This window comes from Antrihabitans stalagmiti (genome assembly GCF_016482825.1).
Taxonomy (GTDB): Bacteria; Actinomycetota; Actinomycetes; order Mycobacteriales; family Mycobacteriaceae; genus Antrihabitans; species Antrihabitans stalagmiti.
The window spans coordinates 172276-189217 of sequence record NZ_JAEMNV010000006.1; the positions used below are offsets into that span (position 1 = coordinate 172276).

The window sequence follows — 16942 nt, forward strand, 5'->3', positions numbered from 1 at the left end:
TCTAGCGCTGTTGCGCGTTTGCCCACCTGATCAGATCGCCCCTGTCGAGCGCTACGGCGAGCAACTCGGGGAACTGATCGGGTGTGCAGGCGAATGCTGGAATACCAAGCGCTGCAAGTGCGCTCGCGTTGTCGTGATCGAACGACGGTGCGCCGTCGTCGGACAGCGCGAGCAGCACCACAACTTGTACGCCCGACTCCTTCATCGAGCCGATCCGTCGCAGCATCTGCTCGCGGACCCCGCCTTCGTAGAGGTCGGAGATCAGCACGAACAACGATTCGGTCGGCCTCGTGATGAGCGACTGGCAGTAGGCGATCGCCCGATTGATGTCGGTGCCGCCGCCGAGTTGAGTACCGAAGAGAACGTCGACAGGATCTTCCAACTTGTCCGTCAAATCGACCACCGCCGTATCGAATACGACGAGTGACGTCTTGAGCGAGCGCATCGACGCAAGCACGGCACCGAACACCGACGCGTAGACGACGCTCGACGCCATCGATCCTGATTGGTCGATGGCCAGCACCACGTCGCGGTGCACGGCTTGGGCTCGACGGCCGTAGCCGACCAGACGTTCCGGCACCACGGTCTTGTGCTCGGGTAGGTAGTGGCCGAGGTTCTTTCGAATCGTGCGATCCCAGTCGACGTCACGCAGTTTCGGCCGCGACGTTCGGGTCGCTCGGTTGATGACGCCGGTGACGGCAGCTGTCGTCTTGGACGCGATCCGACGCTCGATGTCGCGAACCACCTTCTCGACGACCATTCGCGCTGTCGCCTTGGTGGTTTCGGGCATCACCCGATTGAGGCTCAGCAGCGTCCCCACCAGGTGTACATCGGGTTCGACTGCTTCGAGCAACTCGGGTTCGAGCAGCAGCTGTGTCAGGTTCAGTCGCTCGATCGCGTCCTTCTGCATCACCTGCACGACGCTGTTCGGGAAGTATGTGCGAATGTCGCCGAGCCACCGCGACACCCGGGGCGCCGAGCTACCGAGGCCGCCGGCTTTGCGCTTGCTGTCCGATGCCGAGCTTTCGGAATCGGAGTCGTACAGCGCAGCGAGCGCGCCGTCCATTGCGCGGTCGTCTTTGCCTGCGAGCCCACCCAGCCCTTCGTCGGCAGCCTTGCCCAGCGCCAGGCGCCAGCGGCGGAGGCGTTCGTAGTCGTCGGTGTTTTGGGTGTTCGGTTCGGTCTTGCTTGGTTCGGTCATTTCTGTACGCCCAAGATCTGCGCGACCGCTTGCATGGCGATGCGGCCGCGTTCGCGGTCGACCTGCTGCACCGAATTACGTTGCGTCGTGCCCGGACTGCGTACCGCCTGCCCGATCGCGTGTCGCTCACCGGTCTCGAACGAACCGAACGTGCGACGCAGCAGGGGGAGGGCGTCGATGAAGTCTTGGCCACCGAGGGAGGCGAGCCAGTCGTCGAGCAGGCGTAGAAGTTCGCGGTCGTGCACGAGCAGGAGTCCGCCGCCGGCGAGGAAGCCTTCGACCCACGCGGCTTTCGCGGCGGGTTCGGCGCCGATCGAGAGTGCATGGGAAAGTCTTGTGGCCGAGTCGGATTCGCTGATCCGTCCGGCGTCGCGGAGGAGTCTGACGATGCGGCCGACCAGCAGACCGTGTACGTCGCTGCGGTGGCTGATGGATTCGAGTGCCGTCATCCAGCGGTCGGACGTCGTCGCGTCGTCGCGGGTCATGACGGAGGCGTGGGTGTCGTCGATGAGCGTGCGAAGTGTGGAAGCGCTGTCGTCGTCGAGGTTGCCGACGGCCGAGCCGAGGCCGGCGCAGATGCGGACGAGCAGACTGTCGGCCACGTGGGTGATTGCGGCAGTGTCGGTTCCGCGGACGTCGCCGTAGCGCATCGTGCGCGTCAACGGTGGGACAGCGGCGAGCAGGTGGGCAACGTCGTGGTCGAGGGCTGCGGTGGTCTCCACCGTTTTGAGTAGCTGGGGGAGCACGCTTGCGAGGTCCGCGATGAGGGCGCGTTCGAGGAGGTTGGTGAGCTCGCCGAGAGTGGTGTCGTCCTTGTGTGCCCGATCGAGGATCTTCGCCTCCGCTGCGGCTTCGACGGTCGTTCCCCACATCGCGGCCTCGACGACGGATACCGAGAATTCTGGCTGCCATTCGAGGGTCCACGTTTCGCGGAAGGTTCCGGTGCTGCGTACCTCGCTGTCGGTGATGGTGCCCCAGCCGATGCCGATCAGCAGGAGTCGATGCAGCAGTTGCGATTTGGCGAGGTCGTTCGACTTGCGGAGGTCGAGATCGAGTTTCGTCGCCGATGGAGTCTGTTTGAGGCGCAAGGTTCGTGCGCGAGCACGGAGGTCGGCGTCCAGGGGGACGGTCGGTGTCTCGTCGGGCACCGAGCCGAGCTTTTCGCCGACGACCAGCTTGTTTGTGATCAGCGCCAACAGCACGTCGTCGCCGTCGCACAGGACAGCGCGAGTTGCTTCGGTGACCTCCGACAGCCCTGCCAGCGGGCGAGATCGCATGGCGGCGAGAGTTTCCGTCAGTCGTACCGATTCGATGACGTGCGCGCTCGACACGGGAAGGTCCTCGGCGCGTAGGACTCGCGCGACCTTGGTGAGCCAACGAACGATCGGGTGTTCGGTCTCGGTGAAGAGATGGTGATACCAACCGGGCGAGGTGATTCCAGCGCCGTAGCCCGATCGGCTTGCCAGCCGCGAATGCGTCCACGGCACCCAGGTGAGCGAGGTCTTCGTCTTGGGCAGTCCTTTGAGGAGACGGGCATCGGCAGTGGCGGGTCCGAGAGTGCCCGTGAGAGCGGGGGCGTGCCAGGCGCCACAGACGACGGCGATTCTCTGGGAGCCTGCTTTGACGGCTTTTCTCAGTGTTTGGCGCATGTACGCCTCGCGCTGCAGCGTGCGGCTATCGATGTACGAGGTCTCCCGTAGCGACGCCATCGCCTCGGTGATCGCATCGAACGACTCTGCGTCGGAGGTGGATTCGACGATCGCGTCCCACCAGCGTTCGGCGTCGTCGTATCCGGCCGCTGCGGCGAGGCGGACGAGTGGGTCGCCCTGTTCTCGCCTCTCGTCCTCGGCGGGCTTCACGCCGATCGTCTGCGATGCGGGTAGGTCGCAGAAGGTCGCGGTCACGTTGTGCGCGGCGGCCCACGTGATCGCCTGCCACTCGGGGGAGAAGACAGCGAACGGCCAAAACGCGGCATTGGACGGTGCCGCAGTCGAATACGCGAGCAACGCCACCGGGGGATGCATGTGCTCCGAGGCTGCGAGCGCGACCAGTGGGTCGGCGTCGGAGGGACCTTCGATGAGGATCGCGTCGGGCACGAATTCGTCGAGTGCAGCACGAAGCGACCGCGCAGAACCAGGGCCGTGGTGGCGGATGCCGTAGACGCGGGTTTCGGTGGCGGTCTTTATGTTTGGTGGCTCCAGGGCTACTGTCATCCGCTCACCTCGCGGCAGGCGCGGTAGAAATCGGCCCAGCCTTCCCGTTCGCGCACAACGGCTTCGAGGTATTCGTTCCACACGACGGCGTCGGCGACGGGGTCTTTGAGTACGGAACCGAGAATGCCCGCGGCGACGTCGGCAGCGCGCAAGGTGCCGTCGCCGAAGTGAGCGGCAAGGGCCGCACCGCTGGTGATCACCGAGATGGCTTCGGCGGTCGAGAGTGTGCCGGACGGTGATTTGAGTTTGGTTCTGCCGTCTTCGGTTGCCCCGGAACGTAGTTCGCGGAACACCCGGACCACACGCCGAATCTCTTCTGCTGCAGCGGGAACGGGCGGCAATTCGAGTGAGTGGCCGAGTTGCTCGACGCGACGCGTGACGATCCCGACTTCTTCCTCTTCGCTGGCCGGAAGTGGGAGTACGACGGTGTTGAAACGGCGGCGCAGCGCGGATGACAGTTCGTTGACACCGCGGTCGCGGTCGTTGGCTGTGGCGATGACGTTGAAACCTTTGACGGCCTGCACTTCTGTGGCCAGTTCGGGGATCGGGAGAGTCTTTTCCGACAGGATGGTGATGAGCGCATCTTGGACATCCGCGGGGATGCGGGTGAGTTCTTCGACGCGGGCGATGGTGCCGGTCTCCATGGCGGTCAGGACTGGTGAGGGAACCAGTGCCCCTGCGGTCGGGCCTTCGGCGAGCAGGCGTGCGTAGTTCCAGCCGTAGCGGATCGACTCCTCGGCGGTGCCAGCCGTGCCCTGGACTAGCAGGGTCGAGCTGCCGCTGATCGCGGCCGAAAGATGTTCCGATACCCACGTTTTGGCGGTGCCTGGTACGCCGAGCAGGAGGAGTGCGCGGTCGGTTGCGAGCGTCGCAACGGCGACCTCGACCAGTCTGCGCGGACCCACGTATTTGGGCGTGATGACCGTGCCGTCGTTGAGCGTCCCGCCGAGCAGGTACGTCACGACGGCCCATGGCGACAGTCGCCACGACGGGGGTCGGGGGCGGTCGTCGGTGCGGTCGAGGGCTGACAGTTCTTCTGCGAAGGCTTGTTCCGCGTGCGGGCGGAGCAGTGCCGACTGGTCCGGTTCTGTCACCGCTTGCTCTGTCACTGCAGCTCCTCGAGCATCGTCTTGCGTTGTATGAGGTGGAACGCGATCTGGTTCATCCGGCGTGCGGTGCCGCCGTCGACGGCTCGGTCAGCGGCTCCGCGCACTGCACCGAGCAGGTCGATCGGCAGGTGTGCCAGCGCGTGCGTGTGTAGCTGTCGGCGGAAGGCCTTGTCGTCGGGGCGGGTCGCAACGGGATCCATCTGCATCAACAATTCCAGAGCCCGGATCGCGAACTCGCGTGGCCACGGGTGTGGGAGAGCGTCGAGCACAATCGTCGAGGAGTCGAGCAGCGGCCGTGGGTCGGCGAGGACCCAGTCCGCAACTGCGTCGGCGGGCAGCACCGTGATGAGGTCGGTGTCTTTCACGCCCGCCCGTCGCAGCAGAGCTTCGGCCCATTCGGCATTGTGTTGGGCCTTCGCGGCGTCTGCCCAGCCGACGGTGATGCGGAGTTTCCAGCGTTCGTCGATAGCGGAGGTCACTGCGGTTGCCGGCGGTCCGAGCAGCTGTTCCCAGACCGCGAGCGGAGTCGCTCTGACGACTCGGCCGAACCACGTCATCGGATCGTTCGCGGCGCTGACCGAGCGGTCGCCGATGCCGTCCCGGATGGCTGCGTCGTCGAGTTCCTCGGGAACGCGTGCCGAGAGCGCGTTGTTCTCGTCGAAGTAGATCCAGTCGCGGATACGTTCGGACATCCGTTGCGACAGAGGCGAATCGGGGAGCTTCGCGAGCATGGCCGCGGCGACGGTTCGGACCTCTTGGCGTCCGTCGTCGAGGGCCTGTTCGAGGAAATCGGTGTCGTTGGTGTTGAGTTGCGGCAGTAGGGAGCCGATCAGTTGGAAGCGGGCGGGTCCGGGTTCTTGCGGCCAAATCTTTGCGAGTTGCTCGAGCGCGGCGTCGGGGTCTTGCCGGCGCACGTCGGCGAGCCACTTCGCGCGTTCTCGGAGGGTGCCGTAGTTCCAGACCTGCAGGTCGGAGAGCTGGTAGCTCGTAAAATCCGACCATTCCGGATTCTGACGTGCGAGCCACTGACCGCGAACGCTGGCGAGCTGGACGAGTCGGTCGCGGTAGGTCTGGTTGTTCGTGCTCGCCTTGGCGTACCGAAGGACAAGGGCGACAAGCTCGTCGGGTGCGCGGTAGTTGCGTCCGAGGGCCTCGACGAGCCATTCGTCGATGATGCGTGAGTTGGCCGCTGCAAGATCGCGAAAACGGGCCACCGCCGCGGCGGGCAGTTGGTAGCGCGGATCGTCGTCACACACGGATGGTGGCGTCGCGGTTGTCGAGGTGACGCCGCCACGCTCGTAGGCGCGTTCGAGTGCTGCGGCCTCCAGCAGTGAGGCGGCCGCATCGTTGGTGGACAGTTGCTCGACCACACCGCGTGGCACCGGTTCGAGTGTGTCGAAAGTGGGTGTCCTGCGCGCCGTTCCGAGGAGGGCGGCGGCGACCAGATCGTCGTTCACATCACCACCACCCGACCGCCGGAGAATGCGGAGATGACGCGAATGCCGTCGTTGGTCCATTCGCCGATGATCGTTACTGGGTAGCCGCCGGAGAAGCCGAGCAGCGTCCACGGCGGCGGTTCGTCGAGTGGTGTCGAGATCGCGATGGCTCGGCCGGTGTGATCGATGACGTGCCACTGTTCGGCAGCGAAGGTGGGGATGACGTCTTTGAGGCAGACCGGCCACGAGCGCAGCCACGGATCGCGACCGATGGCGGCTGCGTAGTCGTCCAGAGCTTCTTCGATGCCTGTGGCCGGGAGTGTGGTGAAGGGCTCGGGATTGCCGTGCCGCTCACCGAGTTTCGCACGCAGCGAGGCCGCGCCGGGGTAGTAGTGCAGGTCGGCGTCGATCAGCGATCCGAGAGGTGGCAGGTCGGCCGGGAAGTTCGGGGTGCCGTGCGAGAAGTCGAGAAGCACTGCCCAGCTGTGGCTTTCGCGTTCGCGCAGCCATACCTTCCGGCTGAACAGGCTGTTTTCTTCGGTCACCTTGATGCCCAACACCATCCACCGTCCGCGGACCGGACGTTCGGCCAGCACGGAATCCGCGGCGACGGGGTAGCCGATGTGCGATCGGACCGTCGCCTGCAACGGATCGGGCAGCTCATTGAGGCGCCGGTGCGCTTGCACGAGCAGGTGCAGTTGCGCGTATTCGCCGAGTAGCCGTTGGGGCCAATCTTTGCGTGTGGCAAGGGCATACGGGAGTCGTCGCAGGGTCGATGCGATGCCGGGTGCTTTGGAGTCGACCATCCGGGCGGCCGCTGCTTCGAAGGCTGTGTAGGAACGGTCAGTTTGGGCGAGGCCGGTTCGGACCTGGTCGGCGATCCAGGTGTCGAGTTCTTCGAGGCCGATGGTGACCTGCTTGAACCGCAGTTCGGCTGTTGCCGGGTTCGCGGTCTTCGGTGCGGCGGGAGTCTCGGGTTTGACGCCGTCGCGGTCGGCGCGGGCCTCTATCCAGACCTCCGCGAAGTCGGCGATGGAATCTGCTTCGGGGACAGCATCTTCGGACCAGGAGATGAGCAGACCCAAAGCGTGTTTGCACGGGAATTTGCGGCTCGGGCACGAGCATTTGAACGCTGGACCGGAGAGGTCGACGATCGTTTGGTACGGCTTCAGACCACTGCCTTGGCACAGTCCCCATAGTGCGTTCGCGTGGTGGCCGGTGTTCGAGAAGCTGGGTCCGAGCCGTCGAGCGAGCGCGACGGCCTTCGGGTCGGGCACAAGTGCGGTGATCTGTTCTTTGGTCCAGCGTTGGGGTGGAGAGGTCATTCGAAGAGGCTCTTGATGTCGTCGGCGGTCATGGCGGTGCTCTGCATGGTGTCGGCGTCCATGACGCTGGCGAAGAGTTCGGCTTTCTTCGCTTTGAGTGCCATAACCTTTTCCTCGATTGTGTCTTTGGCGATGAGCCGGTACACCATGACGCTACGGGTTTGGCCGATTCGGTGGGTGCGGTCGATGGCTTGTGCTTCGGTCGCAGGGTTCCACCACGGGTCGAGCAGGAAGACGTAGTCGGCTTCGGTGAGGTTGAGTCCGAAGCCGCCGGCTTTGAGGCTGATCAGGAAGACCGGTGCCGCACCGCTTTTGAACTGTTCGACCACTCCGCCGCGGTCTTTCGTGGATCCGTCGAGGTAGGCGTAGGTGATGCCTTCGGCGTCGAGCCGGTCGCGGACCTTCGACAGGAACGACGTGAACTGACTGAAGATCAGTGCACGGTGGCCGCCGTCGATGACGTCGTGCAGTTGCTCGGTCAGCGCTTCGATCTTCGCGGACGGCACGCCTTCGTGCTCTTCTTCGACCAGGCCCGCGTGCAGGCTCAGCTGACGCAGCATCGTCAGCGACCGGAAGATCGTGAAGCGGTTTTTGTCCATGTCGCTGATCAGGCCGAGGATCTTCTGGCGTTCGCGTTGCAGGTGGGTTTGGTAGATCTTGCGGTGGCGTGGATTCAGTTCGAGTTCGAGGACCTGCTCCTGCTTGGCCGGCAAGTCGGCTGCCACTTGGTCTTTGGTGCGGCGGAGTAGCAGCGGCTTGATGCGGCGTCGCAATTGGGCGAGAAGTTCCGCGTCGCCTTGGTTTTCGATCGGTTTGCGGTAGTAGTCGCCGAACTTCTTGATGTTCGGGAACAGCCCCGGTGCAGTGATCGACAGGAGCGACCACAGCTCCATCAGGTTGTTTTCCATCGGCGTGCCGGTGATCGCCAGCTTGAACGGCGTCTCCAGTTTGCGGACGCATTGGTAGGCCTTCGACTGGTGGTTCTTGACGAACTGCGCCTCGTCGAGGATCAGCGCCGACCAACTCATCGCCGAGTAGGTGTCGAAGTCGAGCCTGAAGCGGGTGTAGGAGGTGATAACCACGTCCGCGTTGCCGAGTCGTGCCATGTCGGACGCTTTGATGGCCTTGTCGATTGCGGCGATCTTCAAACCTGGTGCGAAGCGCCGAGATTCGGCTGCCCAGTTCGGCACGACACTGGTCGGCGCGATGATCAGGAAGGGCGGCGCGTCCGGATCGGCTTGTCGCGCATGGCAGATCAAGGCCAGTGACTGGATTGTCTTACCGAGGCCCATGTCGTCGGCCAGGATGCCGCCGAGCTTGTGCTGCCACAGGAAGGCGAGCCAGGTGAAGCCGTCCAGCTGGTAGGGGCGCAGTTCGGCATTGAGCGTGCGGGGCGGCGCGATCGGAGCGAGGCCGGGAAGTTTCAGCAGACCGTCGACCTGCGCCCGCCATTCCCACGCTTGGCTCTCGATGACACCCAGTTGGGCAAACTCGTCCCAAAGTCCAGCTTGATAGCGGCTCAGCCGGAGCGGGCCGTTCGGATTGTCCTGCAGCCCGCGAGCTTCCTCGATCAGCTCTCGAAGTGACTGCAGCTCAGGCTTTTCCAGCGAGAAGTACGCGCCACTCGGCAGCAGCAGGTGGGTCAGGTCGTTGGCGAGGGCGGTGAAGACGTCGGCGAACGGGACCTCTTGGCCTTCGACGGAGATCGTGACGCCGAGGTCGAACCAGTCGTTGCTTTTCGAGGTCGCCGACGTGCTGAGTCCGATTCGCAGGCTGTCGCCGGCTTCGCGGTAGTCGGCCGGAGTCCCGTCGACCTCGATGCGCAGGCCGTCGCGGTCGGCGTACAACGGTAGGACTTCGGTGGTGAATCGCATCGTGTCGATACCGCCGAGGACGGTGCGATTCGACAGGGCGGTTTGCTTGTGGCCAGGTCCGTCGTCGTACTGCTCGATCGGTAGGTCGAGGTCGAGGAGGATGTCTCGCTCGCGCTCGAGATCTCGGTACGAAGCACCGCCGCCCCGCGGATCGAGTGGTGCGCGCATTTCGTGGTCGCCGACGGTATAGGCCCATTCCCAGTCGACGGTGAGGTTGTGGCCCTCGCCGTAGCTCGCGAGCAGTGCGAGCGTCGGCTCGGATACGACTGGGGGAGTGAAGCTTCCGTCGGACGAGAGGATCGTCGCTTGGCGTTGAAGCGCGGGGAAGTATTCGGTGACGAAGCGATCTTTCTCGGATGCCGGTATTTCGAGCAGGTGCGATTCGACGACCATCTGCTGCAGGTGTCGTGCGACCGGTTTGGTCAGCTTCGCCAACCGCACACGATTGGCATGGTCGGTGGTGAAGACACCGTGCGCGGTCTCGCCGATGAATGCGATGGCCAACGAGCTCACGGGTTCGTCGTCGATCCGGACCACCGGCACCACAATCAAGTCGCCGGAGGCGGTTTCGGTCACGTCGAGGCAGAACTCGGCCTCGCCGTAGGGTTTCGGTCCGATGTCGCGTCGACCGTTGATGAGTTTGATGCCGCGTCGCACGGCCTCGTCGAGCAGCGGCCAGAGTCGCGGACTGTCGAACAATGCGAGGTCGAAGTCCTTCTCCTCGTGGCGGTAGTACGACACCCGACCGGTCTGGGACTGAAACACCGCGTAGAACTCGCGGAGCAGCCGGATCTGGTCGTGTGGGTGCCCCGATGCTGCGTGCATCTGGCTGACGGACGTCCACGTCAACCCGCCGCTGATCCAGCCTTTGCTGCCGGGCTTCACAGGTTTGATGCGCAGCGTTGGGCGCGCCTTCGACGCCGCGGTCGATGGCGGCGGGGTCAGCATCAGTTCGATGGCGAGCTGATTGGTCGCCGTGTGGACCTCGTTGGATTTCGGCGGCGCGGTCGGCAGTAGTGCCGACAACGACTGCTCCCATGTGGGTTTGGGCGGCGGTGCCACTGGCTGCGGTTTGGGTTCGCGGTTCTGCGGCATCGCGGCGATCACGAGCGCGACCACGTGTTTGCAGTCGAACTCGACCGGGCAGGTGCAGTTGCCTTCCACGAAGCCGCCGCCGTGCTCCAAGTCGAACAGGGCCGTGGCCTCGTAGTAATCGCCGACGCTGCCTTCGATGATTCCGTCGAGCGCCTCGTCCTTCGGATACCACCTCATCTGCCGCACCTCGTGCAGCTTCGCGTGCATCATCCCCCGAGCAAACGTCGCCGGCCCGACCGATTCCTCCAAATCGGCCAGATCGTCGTACGTGAATGCGTTTCCCACCATGACGTGACCGTAATGGCAGGCTCCGACACATTCGGGAGCGGCACGCATCTCCCGTAGAAGTTGGTAACCGAGTGAATTCGAGGGGCTCGATGGACTATCCGCTGCATCGCTGTGGCACGGTCGGCCGACCGCAGCGGCCGTTATAGCTTTCCGCAGAAAACTATAAATAGCGCGAACGAATTTATAGTTACGCTGATGACGCTTCGCCAACCACTTCGGCACAGACTGCGTAAAGCGTGCGTTCGGAAGCTTAGAGTGGGCGCAGCGGGACGCCAGTGGTCGAGAACCGCGTAGGCAGGCAGTGCGGATCGCTGCCTCGACGGTCGTGTTGGTCGGAGTCTTTGCCGGCTGCGCACGGGAAGCGGGTGACGGAGCTGCCGCAAGTGCAGACGGTCACTCTCTGACGACGGTGAACGACTTTTCCTTTTCCACGGCCTCCTTTGCACGGCAACTCGAAACCACGCTGGAACGGCGGTGTTCGGCGAAGCCAACCCGGCAACGATTACGTCCACCTGCGATCTTTGGCGACTCTGAAAGAGCGATCTCGGTTGACGTTATGTACTCTCCACCCATGGCGGGGTGGGGGAACACAGCTGAAACTGGCGTGCCTGCGGGCAGTTATACCTGGGGGCCAAAGGTCCGAAAGCAGCTTCCGAGTAGGCGCTGGCGAATAGCAGCGACGATTCTAGCGATCTGTCTATTGATTGGTGCAGTAGCGGTTGCCACACCGCCGCTGATAGTTGATGGCTCCCCGACCCAGTCTCGCGAATCGATTGCGCGCGAGCAGTTGATCCTTGCGCAGGTCGATATGGCTCAAGCGCCGGGCCAACGCTTCGTCGGCACGGTAAGCACGCCTTCCGGCGACACCACAGTAAGTATCGATCTGCAAATATCGAGCGCTGGACTCGGCATGGGGACGATCACCCTCGATGGCCTCGATATGCAGTACCTCGGAGTCGACGGCGAGTCATTTCTACGCGCACCCGAACCGTTCTGGCGATACGTTGGAAAACTTCCCAGCGACGCAAAGACACTTAGCGAGCAGTGGGCGAAGATCCCATCGGACCTATTCGGCCTCGACTTCACGACCGACCTTGCGCCATCCAAACTCGCGCTCGCCCTCGACCCCAATGAGGAAACCGGCGAACCGCTAACGATCGGCGAGCCTACCGATGTTGACGGCCTACGGTCACTCCCGATAACCAGCGGCAACTACACAACCTATGTCGCTATTGAGAGCGGTTCCTCGGCGACCGAACCAACACCTTCGCCAGCTTCGCCTGTGCCATCGTCTCCGGTTCGGCCGCCACATTCTCTGGCACCCGTGCCACCGGGGGCATCAACGCCGCCCTCCAATTCATCGCCGGGTCCTGTGCGGCCCGCAATGTTCGACAAGGACCCCGGCGCGCCAGCACCGCCACCGCTACCTCCGCCGCCTGCCCGATCCGGAAAGATCACTCGCATCGAGATTGATCATCAAAAATCACCCAAAAGATCGCTCGGGACATCAGATCTGAACACATCAAACCTGACGCCTGAGCAGACTCGCGAATTGTTTGGCGAAATGGAACGCCACGGCCGAACCGATCTCGTTACATCGGTGGACAGCGACGTTGCGTTTGAAACACAGGGACAAGTCGAGTTGGCTCCATGCGGTCCGACATCATGTGTCGCCAACGCCACAATCTCAAATACGATCGCGGGCGCCGCCGACAATCCAAAGTCGATCTACGCGACCGTTGATTTCAACTTCACCTTGGACGGCGCCCCCGTGGGGTCATGCAGCCAACAAGTAGTGATGCCGCCGAACGGGTCATCGTCCACCAGCTGTCCGGTCACCTACTCGGTGCCACGTGACGGACGGAGCCATACAACAGCCGTCACCGTTCGAACAACGGCTCGTGCCATGTTTCCGGAGCATATCGAGCAGATACTGCGGATTATTGCAGCGAACGGCGATGCCCTGCGAGCAGTTACGGAGGCTCAGAAGATCGGCGAATGGGTGCCGACCAACCACGGACAAAGCAAACGCGCGGCGGTCTATCAAAGCCAGATCAGCGGGCTCCCGGCGGGCGTCGAGTATGAAGTCAACGGCGTGAAGTTCGATGGATACGGCGGTGGCGTCCTCCTCGACGCCAAAGGGTTGGGCTACAGCACCTTCTTCGAGTTGGGTCCGGACGGACAATATCGGCCGCAGGGATGGTACAAGAACAGCGGCAATTACGACAAGCTCCTAACGGAAGCGAGAAATCAGGTCAAGGCCGCAGATGGCCGTCCAATTGAATGGCACATCGCCGAAGAGTTTGCCGCAAACGCTATCCGTCAGTTGTTCGAGGCAGAAGGCATTCGCGGAGTAACGATTGTATTCGTTCCCCCAAACCCATGAGTTGGTCGATCTTGTCCGAGAGGCGCAACGATGAGCTTTAGCTTCACAATTTGCAAATTTGGTCCGGAGGAGACGGTTGTCAAGCTCAGCAGCGACGTTGTCACGGCACTCATAGGTGACTACTCGCTAGAGCCAACCGACACACCTGACAGTTACATTTTTCACGATGGAAATGAAACGTCGGAAGTAGACGTTCTCCGCGGCGGGATGAGCCTGGACTTTCCACGTCCGCTAGCTAGCGACCGGATGACGCAACTGTTGTTCGATGCGCTCTCTCGAACCGGCGCGACGCTATTTTCGTCGAGCTTCGAGGGGGTCCTTACGACGAATCCCGCTCAATCTGAGTACGTGCCTGGGAGTCTGCAGCCGACTACGGTGATTGAGCGTTGGCAAGATATCGACGCGTACCTTGCCGAGCAGTAGTTCAGTTGACCGCACAACGGTAATGCTGAAGGACGGACAGAACCCACTGTCATCTCTGCTCGGCAGGTCCGGACGGTGCGTTCGCTCATCAAGAATACGGCCTGGTTTCCGGGCAGAGGTTCTCTCTAGCTTGTGTAGGTCAACGTCGCTCTTCGGCCGACCAAGGCAACTAAGTTTGCGTACGCGTGCATAAGGCTGGACGCTTATAGGATTGTGCCTCGCGCCGGTGCTTGAGCACGCATTCGTAGGCTTAGGAAGGGTGCCATGTCCAACCCCCGCCGCAGGTCGCGAACTACTTCTGACGCCCTCGCCGACCGATTCGTCGCGCGTCGTCACCAGCTTAGCCTGACCCAGACAGAGCTCGCGGACCTTGCAGGCGTTTCGCGGTCCAGCGTTCAGGCGATCGAAGCTGGCAAGCGCACAATCCAACTCGATGTCGTTTCAGCGATCGCGGAGGCGCTTGGTTGCGACCTCGTCCCCATCACCAGAGCCGGCAAGGCGGTGTCGGCATGACCGCCGCCGACAGGCTCAACGCGGTGTATCCCGCCGCTAAATACTGAATCAAGACCGAGGAGATCGTCGGTGCATTGAGTTCGGTGTGTGAGCGCGGTGACGGATCGGCACGCGCTGCGACGCTCGATGTCCTTCGCCTCGTTGTGTATTCGTATGCAATCGGCAACGGCGATCTGCATGGCAAGTACTTCTCGGTGTTCTGGCGGGATCCGATGGCGCTCGACTTCTACGGTCGGGCGAACAAGCGGACACGTCGGCACTTCGTCGAATCTGCTCGTCGGCTCGGCCTACGGAGCGAGCGTTGACACGGATGCTGGACCAGGTCTGCAGCGGTGTCCTTGCCGGCGCCGAGAAGGTGGACGACATCGGCTTTGCCGACAAGGACACGTCGCGTTTGCGAGAGCTGTTGTTGCACAGAGTGGATGAGCTGCAGAGCTAGGCGCTACTTCCCATCCATCGCCCCCGCGCGGTCGGCGTCGGAGAAGCCTTCGACCTTCGCGCCCGGAGCTGCAGCTCGCTTGCGACTGGTGTAGCTCGCTGCCGCGGCAAAGGCGTTCGTCACGCCCGCAGGCGACGCCGCGTAGGTGATTGAGTTGGTCGATTTGAAGCCCATCTGCTCACCGATCGCGACCGCATCGATGTTCGCGCCGAGGAACAGGTAGTCCCAAGCGAATTCGCTTTCCTGCCTGGTGATCACCTCTTTGACGGCGTGATGCGTCCAGTCCTTGCTGGCGTTTTCGTGACCGTCGGTGAGGACGACGACGATCACCTGACCCGGCCGCTCGTGCTCCGGCTTCGCGGCGAGCTCCTCGCCGATTTCGGTTGTGAGACGGCCGATTCCGTCGTACAACGCCGTCACGCCACGCGGCTGCAGATCGAGCGGCGGGACGTCCGCGATCGGGACGTTGGAGTACACGCGCTCGTAGTGATCGTCGAACTGCGCGAGCGTCACCGTCACCGAGCCGGGCTGTTCACGCTGCTTCGCGATGTAGGCGTCGAAGCCGCCCTGGGTGTCGCCTTTGATCGAATGCATCGAGCCGGAACGGTCCAGGAGGACGGCAATAAGGGTGAGGTCGGGGTTCGTCATCTGCGGCTCCTTGGCGTTGGGCTTGTATCTCCACAGTGCCTGCGCGCCGAGCCGACTGCCACCTATTTGAGGAGTTCGTCCCGCACGCGCATAAGTACGAAGCCGAGACGATTCTGGCCGGGCCATTGCGATGGCGTCGCGAGTCGTTCGTCGTCAGCGGCAATGCCTGCGCCCCAAATGGAATCGGTAGGGCTCGCCTCGACGAGGACGTTCTTGCCCGTCGACGTCAGGTAATCGCCGAGCGCGCCGACCTGGCTGAACTTGGCGAGGTTGGCCTTGTAGACGACGTCGACGCTGATGCGCGTCCACTCGTCGGCGTCGTAGCCGGTGACTTTGCGCCCGAGCTTCTTGATCTTCGACGGGTTCTTCGCGCCGAGGATGATCTCGGCCTTGTCCTCGTCGCCGAACGTAGTTGCCTTCTGCCACATCATGTATTGCTCGGCGGAGGTGAAGTTGTGGTCGTCGAGGGTGAAGTTGGAGATGTACCACTGGCTCAAGCACTCTGGCCCGACGACACCCGTCTCCGACGGCTTTGCATTCAAGAACGGCACCATGACGAGTGGGACGCCCTCGGCTTCGGCATCGCAGAGTTCGCGGTAGTCACTACTCGGATCGACCATCAGGCAAGGTTACGGGGCGCTGGTATCAGGTTTGCGCGAGGCGGGTGGCAATGTCGGCGGCCGGGATCCATACGAACTTTCGTCCGTTTTTTGTGCGGCTGAGCAGGCCGCGAGCCTCCAGCGCCATTAGGTCCTGTCGTGCACGCTCGCCGCTGATGCCGTGGCTGTCCGCGTGTGACTGGGCGGTGAACGTCGCATCGGGATCCTTGACAGCCAACTCCAGCAGGGCAATCTGGCGATGATTGAAACCTGACGCATCCGAAAGCAGCGAACGAGTGCGTCTGAGCTCCGAGACTTTGGCTGCCAAGTAGACGTCGAGATCGTCGAGTGCTCGTTTGATGACGTTGAGGTGGTAGATGAAGAAGTAGGTCAGGTCGCCGCCGTCTTGCTCGGAGTACAGAAAGGATCGAGCGTACTGACCCGGTGCTTTCTTGAGAATCGTTGACACAGTGAGGAATTCCGTCAGCCAATAGCCCTGCTTCAACATGCTCCAGTAGAAGAGAGCGCGTGCAGTGCGGCCGTTGCCGTCCTCGAAGTAGTGGTCGTATCCCGCCATGAAGTGAATCGTCAGCGCACGCAGAACGGGATGCATCCAGCCGGCGGTTGCTTGTCCGTTTGCGAAGCGGCACAGCTCAATCAGCCGCCGCGGCAGCTCGGATACTGGCGGCGGACGATGCAGAACTTGATCGTCGTCACCCAAGACCGAGACGCGGTCAGCAGGATCCGGATTGGATTGCATCCGTCCCGCGGCGTCAGGTGAGTCGAGAGTGCCGTCCGTGACAATGCGATGAAGCTCGAGGATCGCCTCCGGCGTGAAGTCCGACTCGCGAAGTTCGACAACACGGCGCATCGCGCGATAGTTGTTTGCAATCATCAATTCACTGCGGTTTCGCGGTGATCGGCCGGTCCTGAGCATGTCCTTGGCGACCGACCGTGTAGTTGCGGCGCCTTCCAACTGACTTGATGTAATTGCCTCTTCGATGAGCGAGTTGACGAGGTAGCGATCGCGAGTCGCAGGGTTTGTGACAGGTTCCGGCGCAGCGATGAATCCACTTGCGCGACTGCCGATCTCGTCGCATAGGCGCAGTACTTCGTCAGGTAGGGCGTAGGTGAATGGTGCACCTTCGACATCGCGCAGCGGTAGCGTGCGCGCCGCCGACAATCGCTTGAGTCGAAGCGCGAACCACCAGTCCTCCGCTGTTAGTCCGTCAGGAGCTTTGCGGTATCGCACCTTGTCCCATGGGGCGTAATCATCTGATGTCTCGTAGGCGACCTTCACCAGCGAGATGAGCCTCTCGGGTGTTCGCTGCATCTCGGCGGAGAGTTCGCGCCAGTTGGGCGGTGGTGCGGGCACCTTCATTGCTGCCACTCT

The 16942-nt window shown here is 62.8% G+C and carries 14 protein-coding genes; 5 read left to right on the plus strand and 9 right to left on the minus strand.

Annotated features, from left to right (window positions below; genetic code table 11):
• Position 1: 1 nt before the first annotated feature.
• From JGU71_RS19220 to JGU71_RS19245, 6 genes are read right to left on the minus strand one after another with little or no spacing between them, the layout of a single operon-like run.
• Complete coding sequence (locus JGU71_RS19220; protein ID WP_199705896.1) at positions 2–1201, minus strand: VWA domain-containing protein; 1200 nt, start codon at positions 1199–1201, stop codon at positions 2–4.
• Complete coding sequence (locus tag JGU71_RS19225; RefSeq protein ID WP_199705897.1) at positions 1198–3414, minus strand: DUF5682 family protein; 2217 nt, start codon at positions 3412–3414, stop codon at positions 1198–1200. The genes JGU71_RS19220 and JGU71_RS19225 overlap by 4 nt, the downstream gene beginning before the upstream one ends.
• A complete protein-coding gene (locus JGU71_RS19230) occupies positions 3411–4523 on the minus strand; it encodes an ATP-binding protein (RefSeq protein WP_307829725.1) in 1113 nt (370 codons plus the stop codon). Before JGU71_RS19230 ends, JGU71_RS19225 begins: the two co-directional genes overlap by 4 nt.
• Positions 4520–5980 (minus strand): DUF5691 domain-containing protein, encoded by a 1461-nt coding sequence (locus JGU71_RS19235; protein WP_199705898.1) that lies wholly within the window; start codon positions 5978–5980, stop codon positions 4520–4522. Before JGU71_RS19235 ends, JGU71_RS19230 begins: the two co-directional genes overlap by 4 nt.
• Positions 5977–7284 (minus strand): SWIM zinc finger family protein, encoded by a 1308-nt coding sequence (locus tag JGU71_RS19240; protein WP_233529758.1) that lies wholly within the window; start codon positions 7282–7284, stop codon positions 5977–5979. The genes JGU71_RS19235 and JGU71_RS19240 overlap by 4 nt, the downstream gene beginning before the upstream one ends.
• A complete protein-coding gene (locus tag JGU71_RS19245; RefSeq protein WP_199705899.1) occupies positions 7281–10541 on the minus strand; it encodes a DEAD/DEAH box helicase in 3261 nt (1086 codons plus the stop codon). The genes JGU71_RS19240 and JGU71_RS19245 overlap by 4 nt, the downstream gene beginning before the upstream one ends.
• Positions 10542–11241: 700 nt before the next feature.
• On the opposite strand from JGU71_RS19245, the gene JGU71_RS19250 reads away from it, so the two are divergent.
• The 5 genes from JGU71_RS19250 to JGU71_RS19270 all read left to right on the plus strand — a co-directional run bounded on the left by JGU71_RS19250 (position 11242) and on the right by JGU71_RS19270 (position 14302).
• Positions 11242–12927, plus strand: a complete 1686-nt coding sequence (locus JGU71_RS19250) for a Tox-REase-5 domain-containing protein (RefSeq protein ID WP_199705900.1) — start codon at positions 11242–11244, stop codon at positions 12925–12927.
• A gap of 30 nt (positions 12928–12957) precedes the next feature.
• Positions 12958–13350, plus strand: coding sequence for a hypothetical protein (locus tag JGU71_RS19255; RefSeq protein ID WP_199705901.1), 393 nt, complete (start codon positions 12958–12960; stop codon positions 13348–13350).
• A 264-nt stretch (positions 13351–13614) separates the two neighbouring features.
• On the plus strand, positions 13615–13863 hold the full coding sequence (locus JGU71_RS19260; RefSeq protein WP_199705902.1) for a helix-turn-helix transcriptional regulator: 249 nt from the start codon (positions 13615–13617) through the stop codon (positions 13861–13863).
• Between the two features lie 74 nt (positions 13864–13937).
• Positions 13938–14168, plus strand: coding sequence for a hypothetical protein (locus tag JGU71_RS19265; protein WP_199705903.1), 231 nt, complete (start codon positions 13938–13940; stop codon positions 14166–14168).
• Positions 14165–14302 carry a hypothetical protein gene (locus JGU71_RS19270; RefSeq protein WP_199705904.1) on the plus strand — a complete coding sequence of 46 codons (138 nt, stop codon included), beginning with the start codon at positions 14165–14167 and terminating at the stop codon, positions 14300–14302. The genes JGU71_RS19265 and JGU71_RS19270 overlap by 4 nt, the downstream gene beginning before the upstream one ends.
• 3 nt (positions 14303–14305) lie before the next feature.
• Here JGU71_RS19270 and JGU71_RS19275 read toward each other — a convergent pair whose 3' ends face one another.
• The 3 genes from JGU71_RS19275 to JGU71_RS19285 form a co-directional block, all read right to left on the minus strand.
• Complete coding sequence (locus tag JGU71_RS19275; RefSeq protein ID WP_199705905.1) at positions 14306–14950, minus strand: vWA domain-containing protein; 645 nt, start codon at positions 14948–14950, stop codon at positions 14306–14308.
• A gap of 62 nt (positions 14951–15012) precedes the next feature.
• On the minus strand, positions 15013–15570 hold the full coding sequence (ybiA, locus tag JGU71_RS19280; RefSeq protein ID WP_199705906.1) for a riboflavin biosynthesis intermediates N-glycosidase: 558 nt from the start codon (positions 15568–15570) through the stop codon (positions 15013–15015).
• A gap of 25 nt (positions 15571–15595) precedes the next feature.
• Positions 15596–16930 (minus strand): Fic family protein, encoded by a 1335-nt coding sequence (locus JGU71_RS19285; protein WP_199705907.1) that lies wholly within the window; start codon positions 16928–16930, stop codon positions 15596–15598.
• Between the last annotated feature and the right edge of the window lie 12 nt (positions 16931–16942).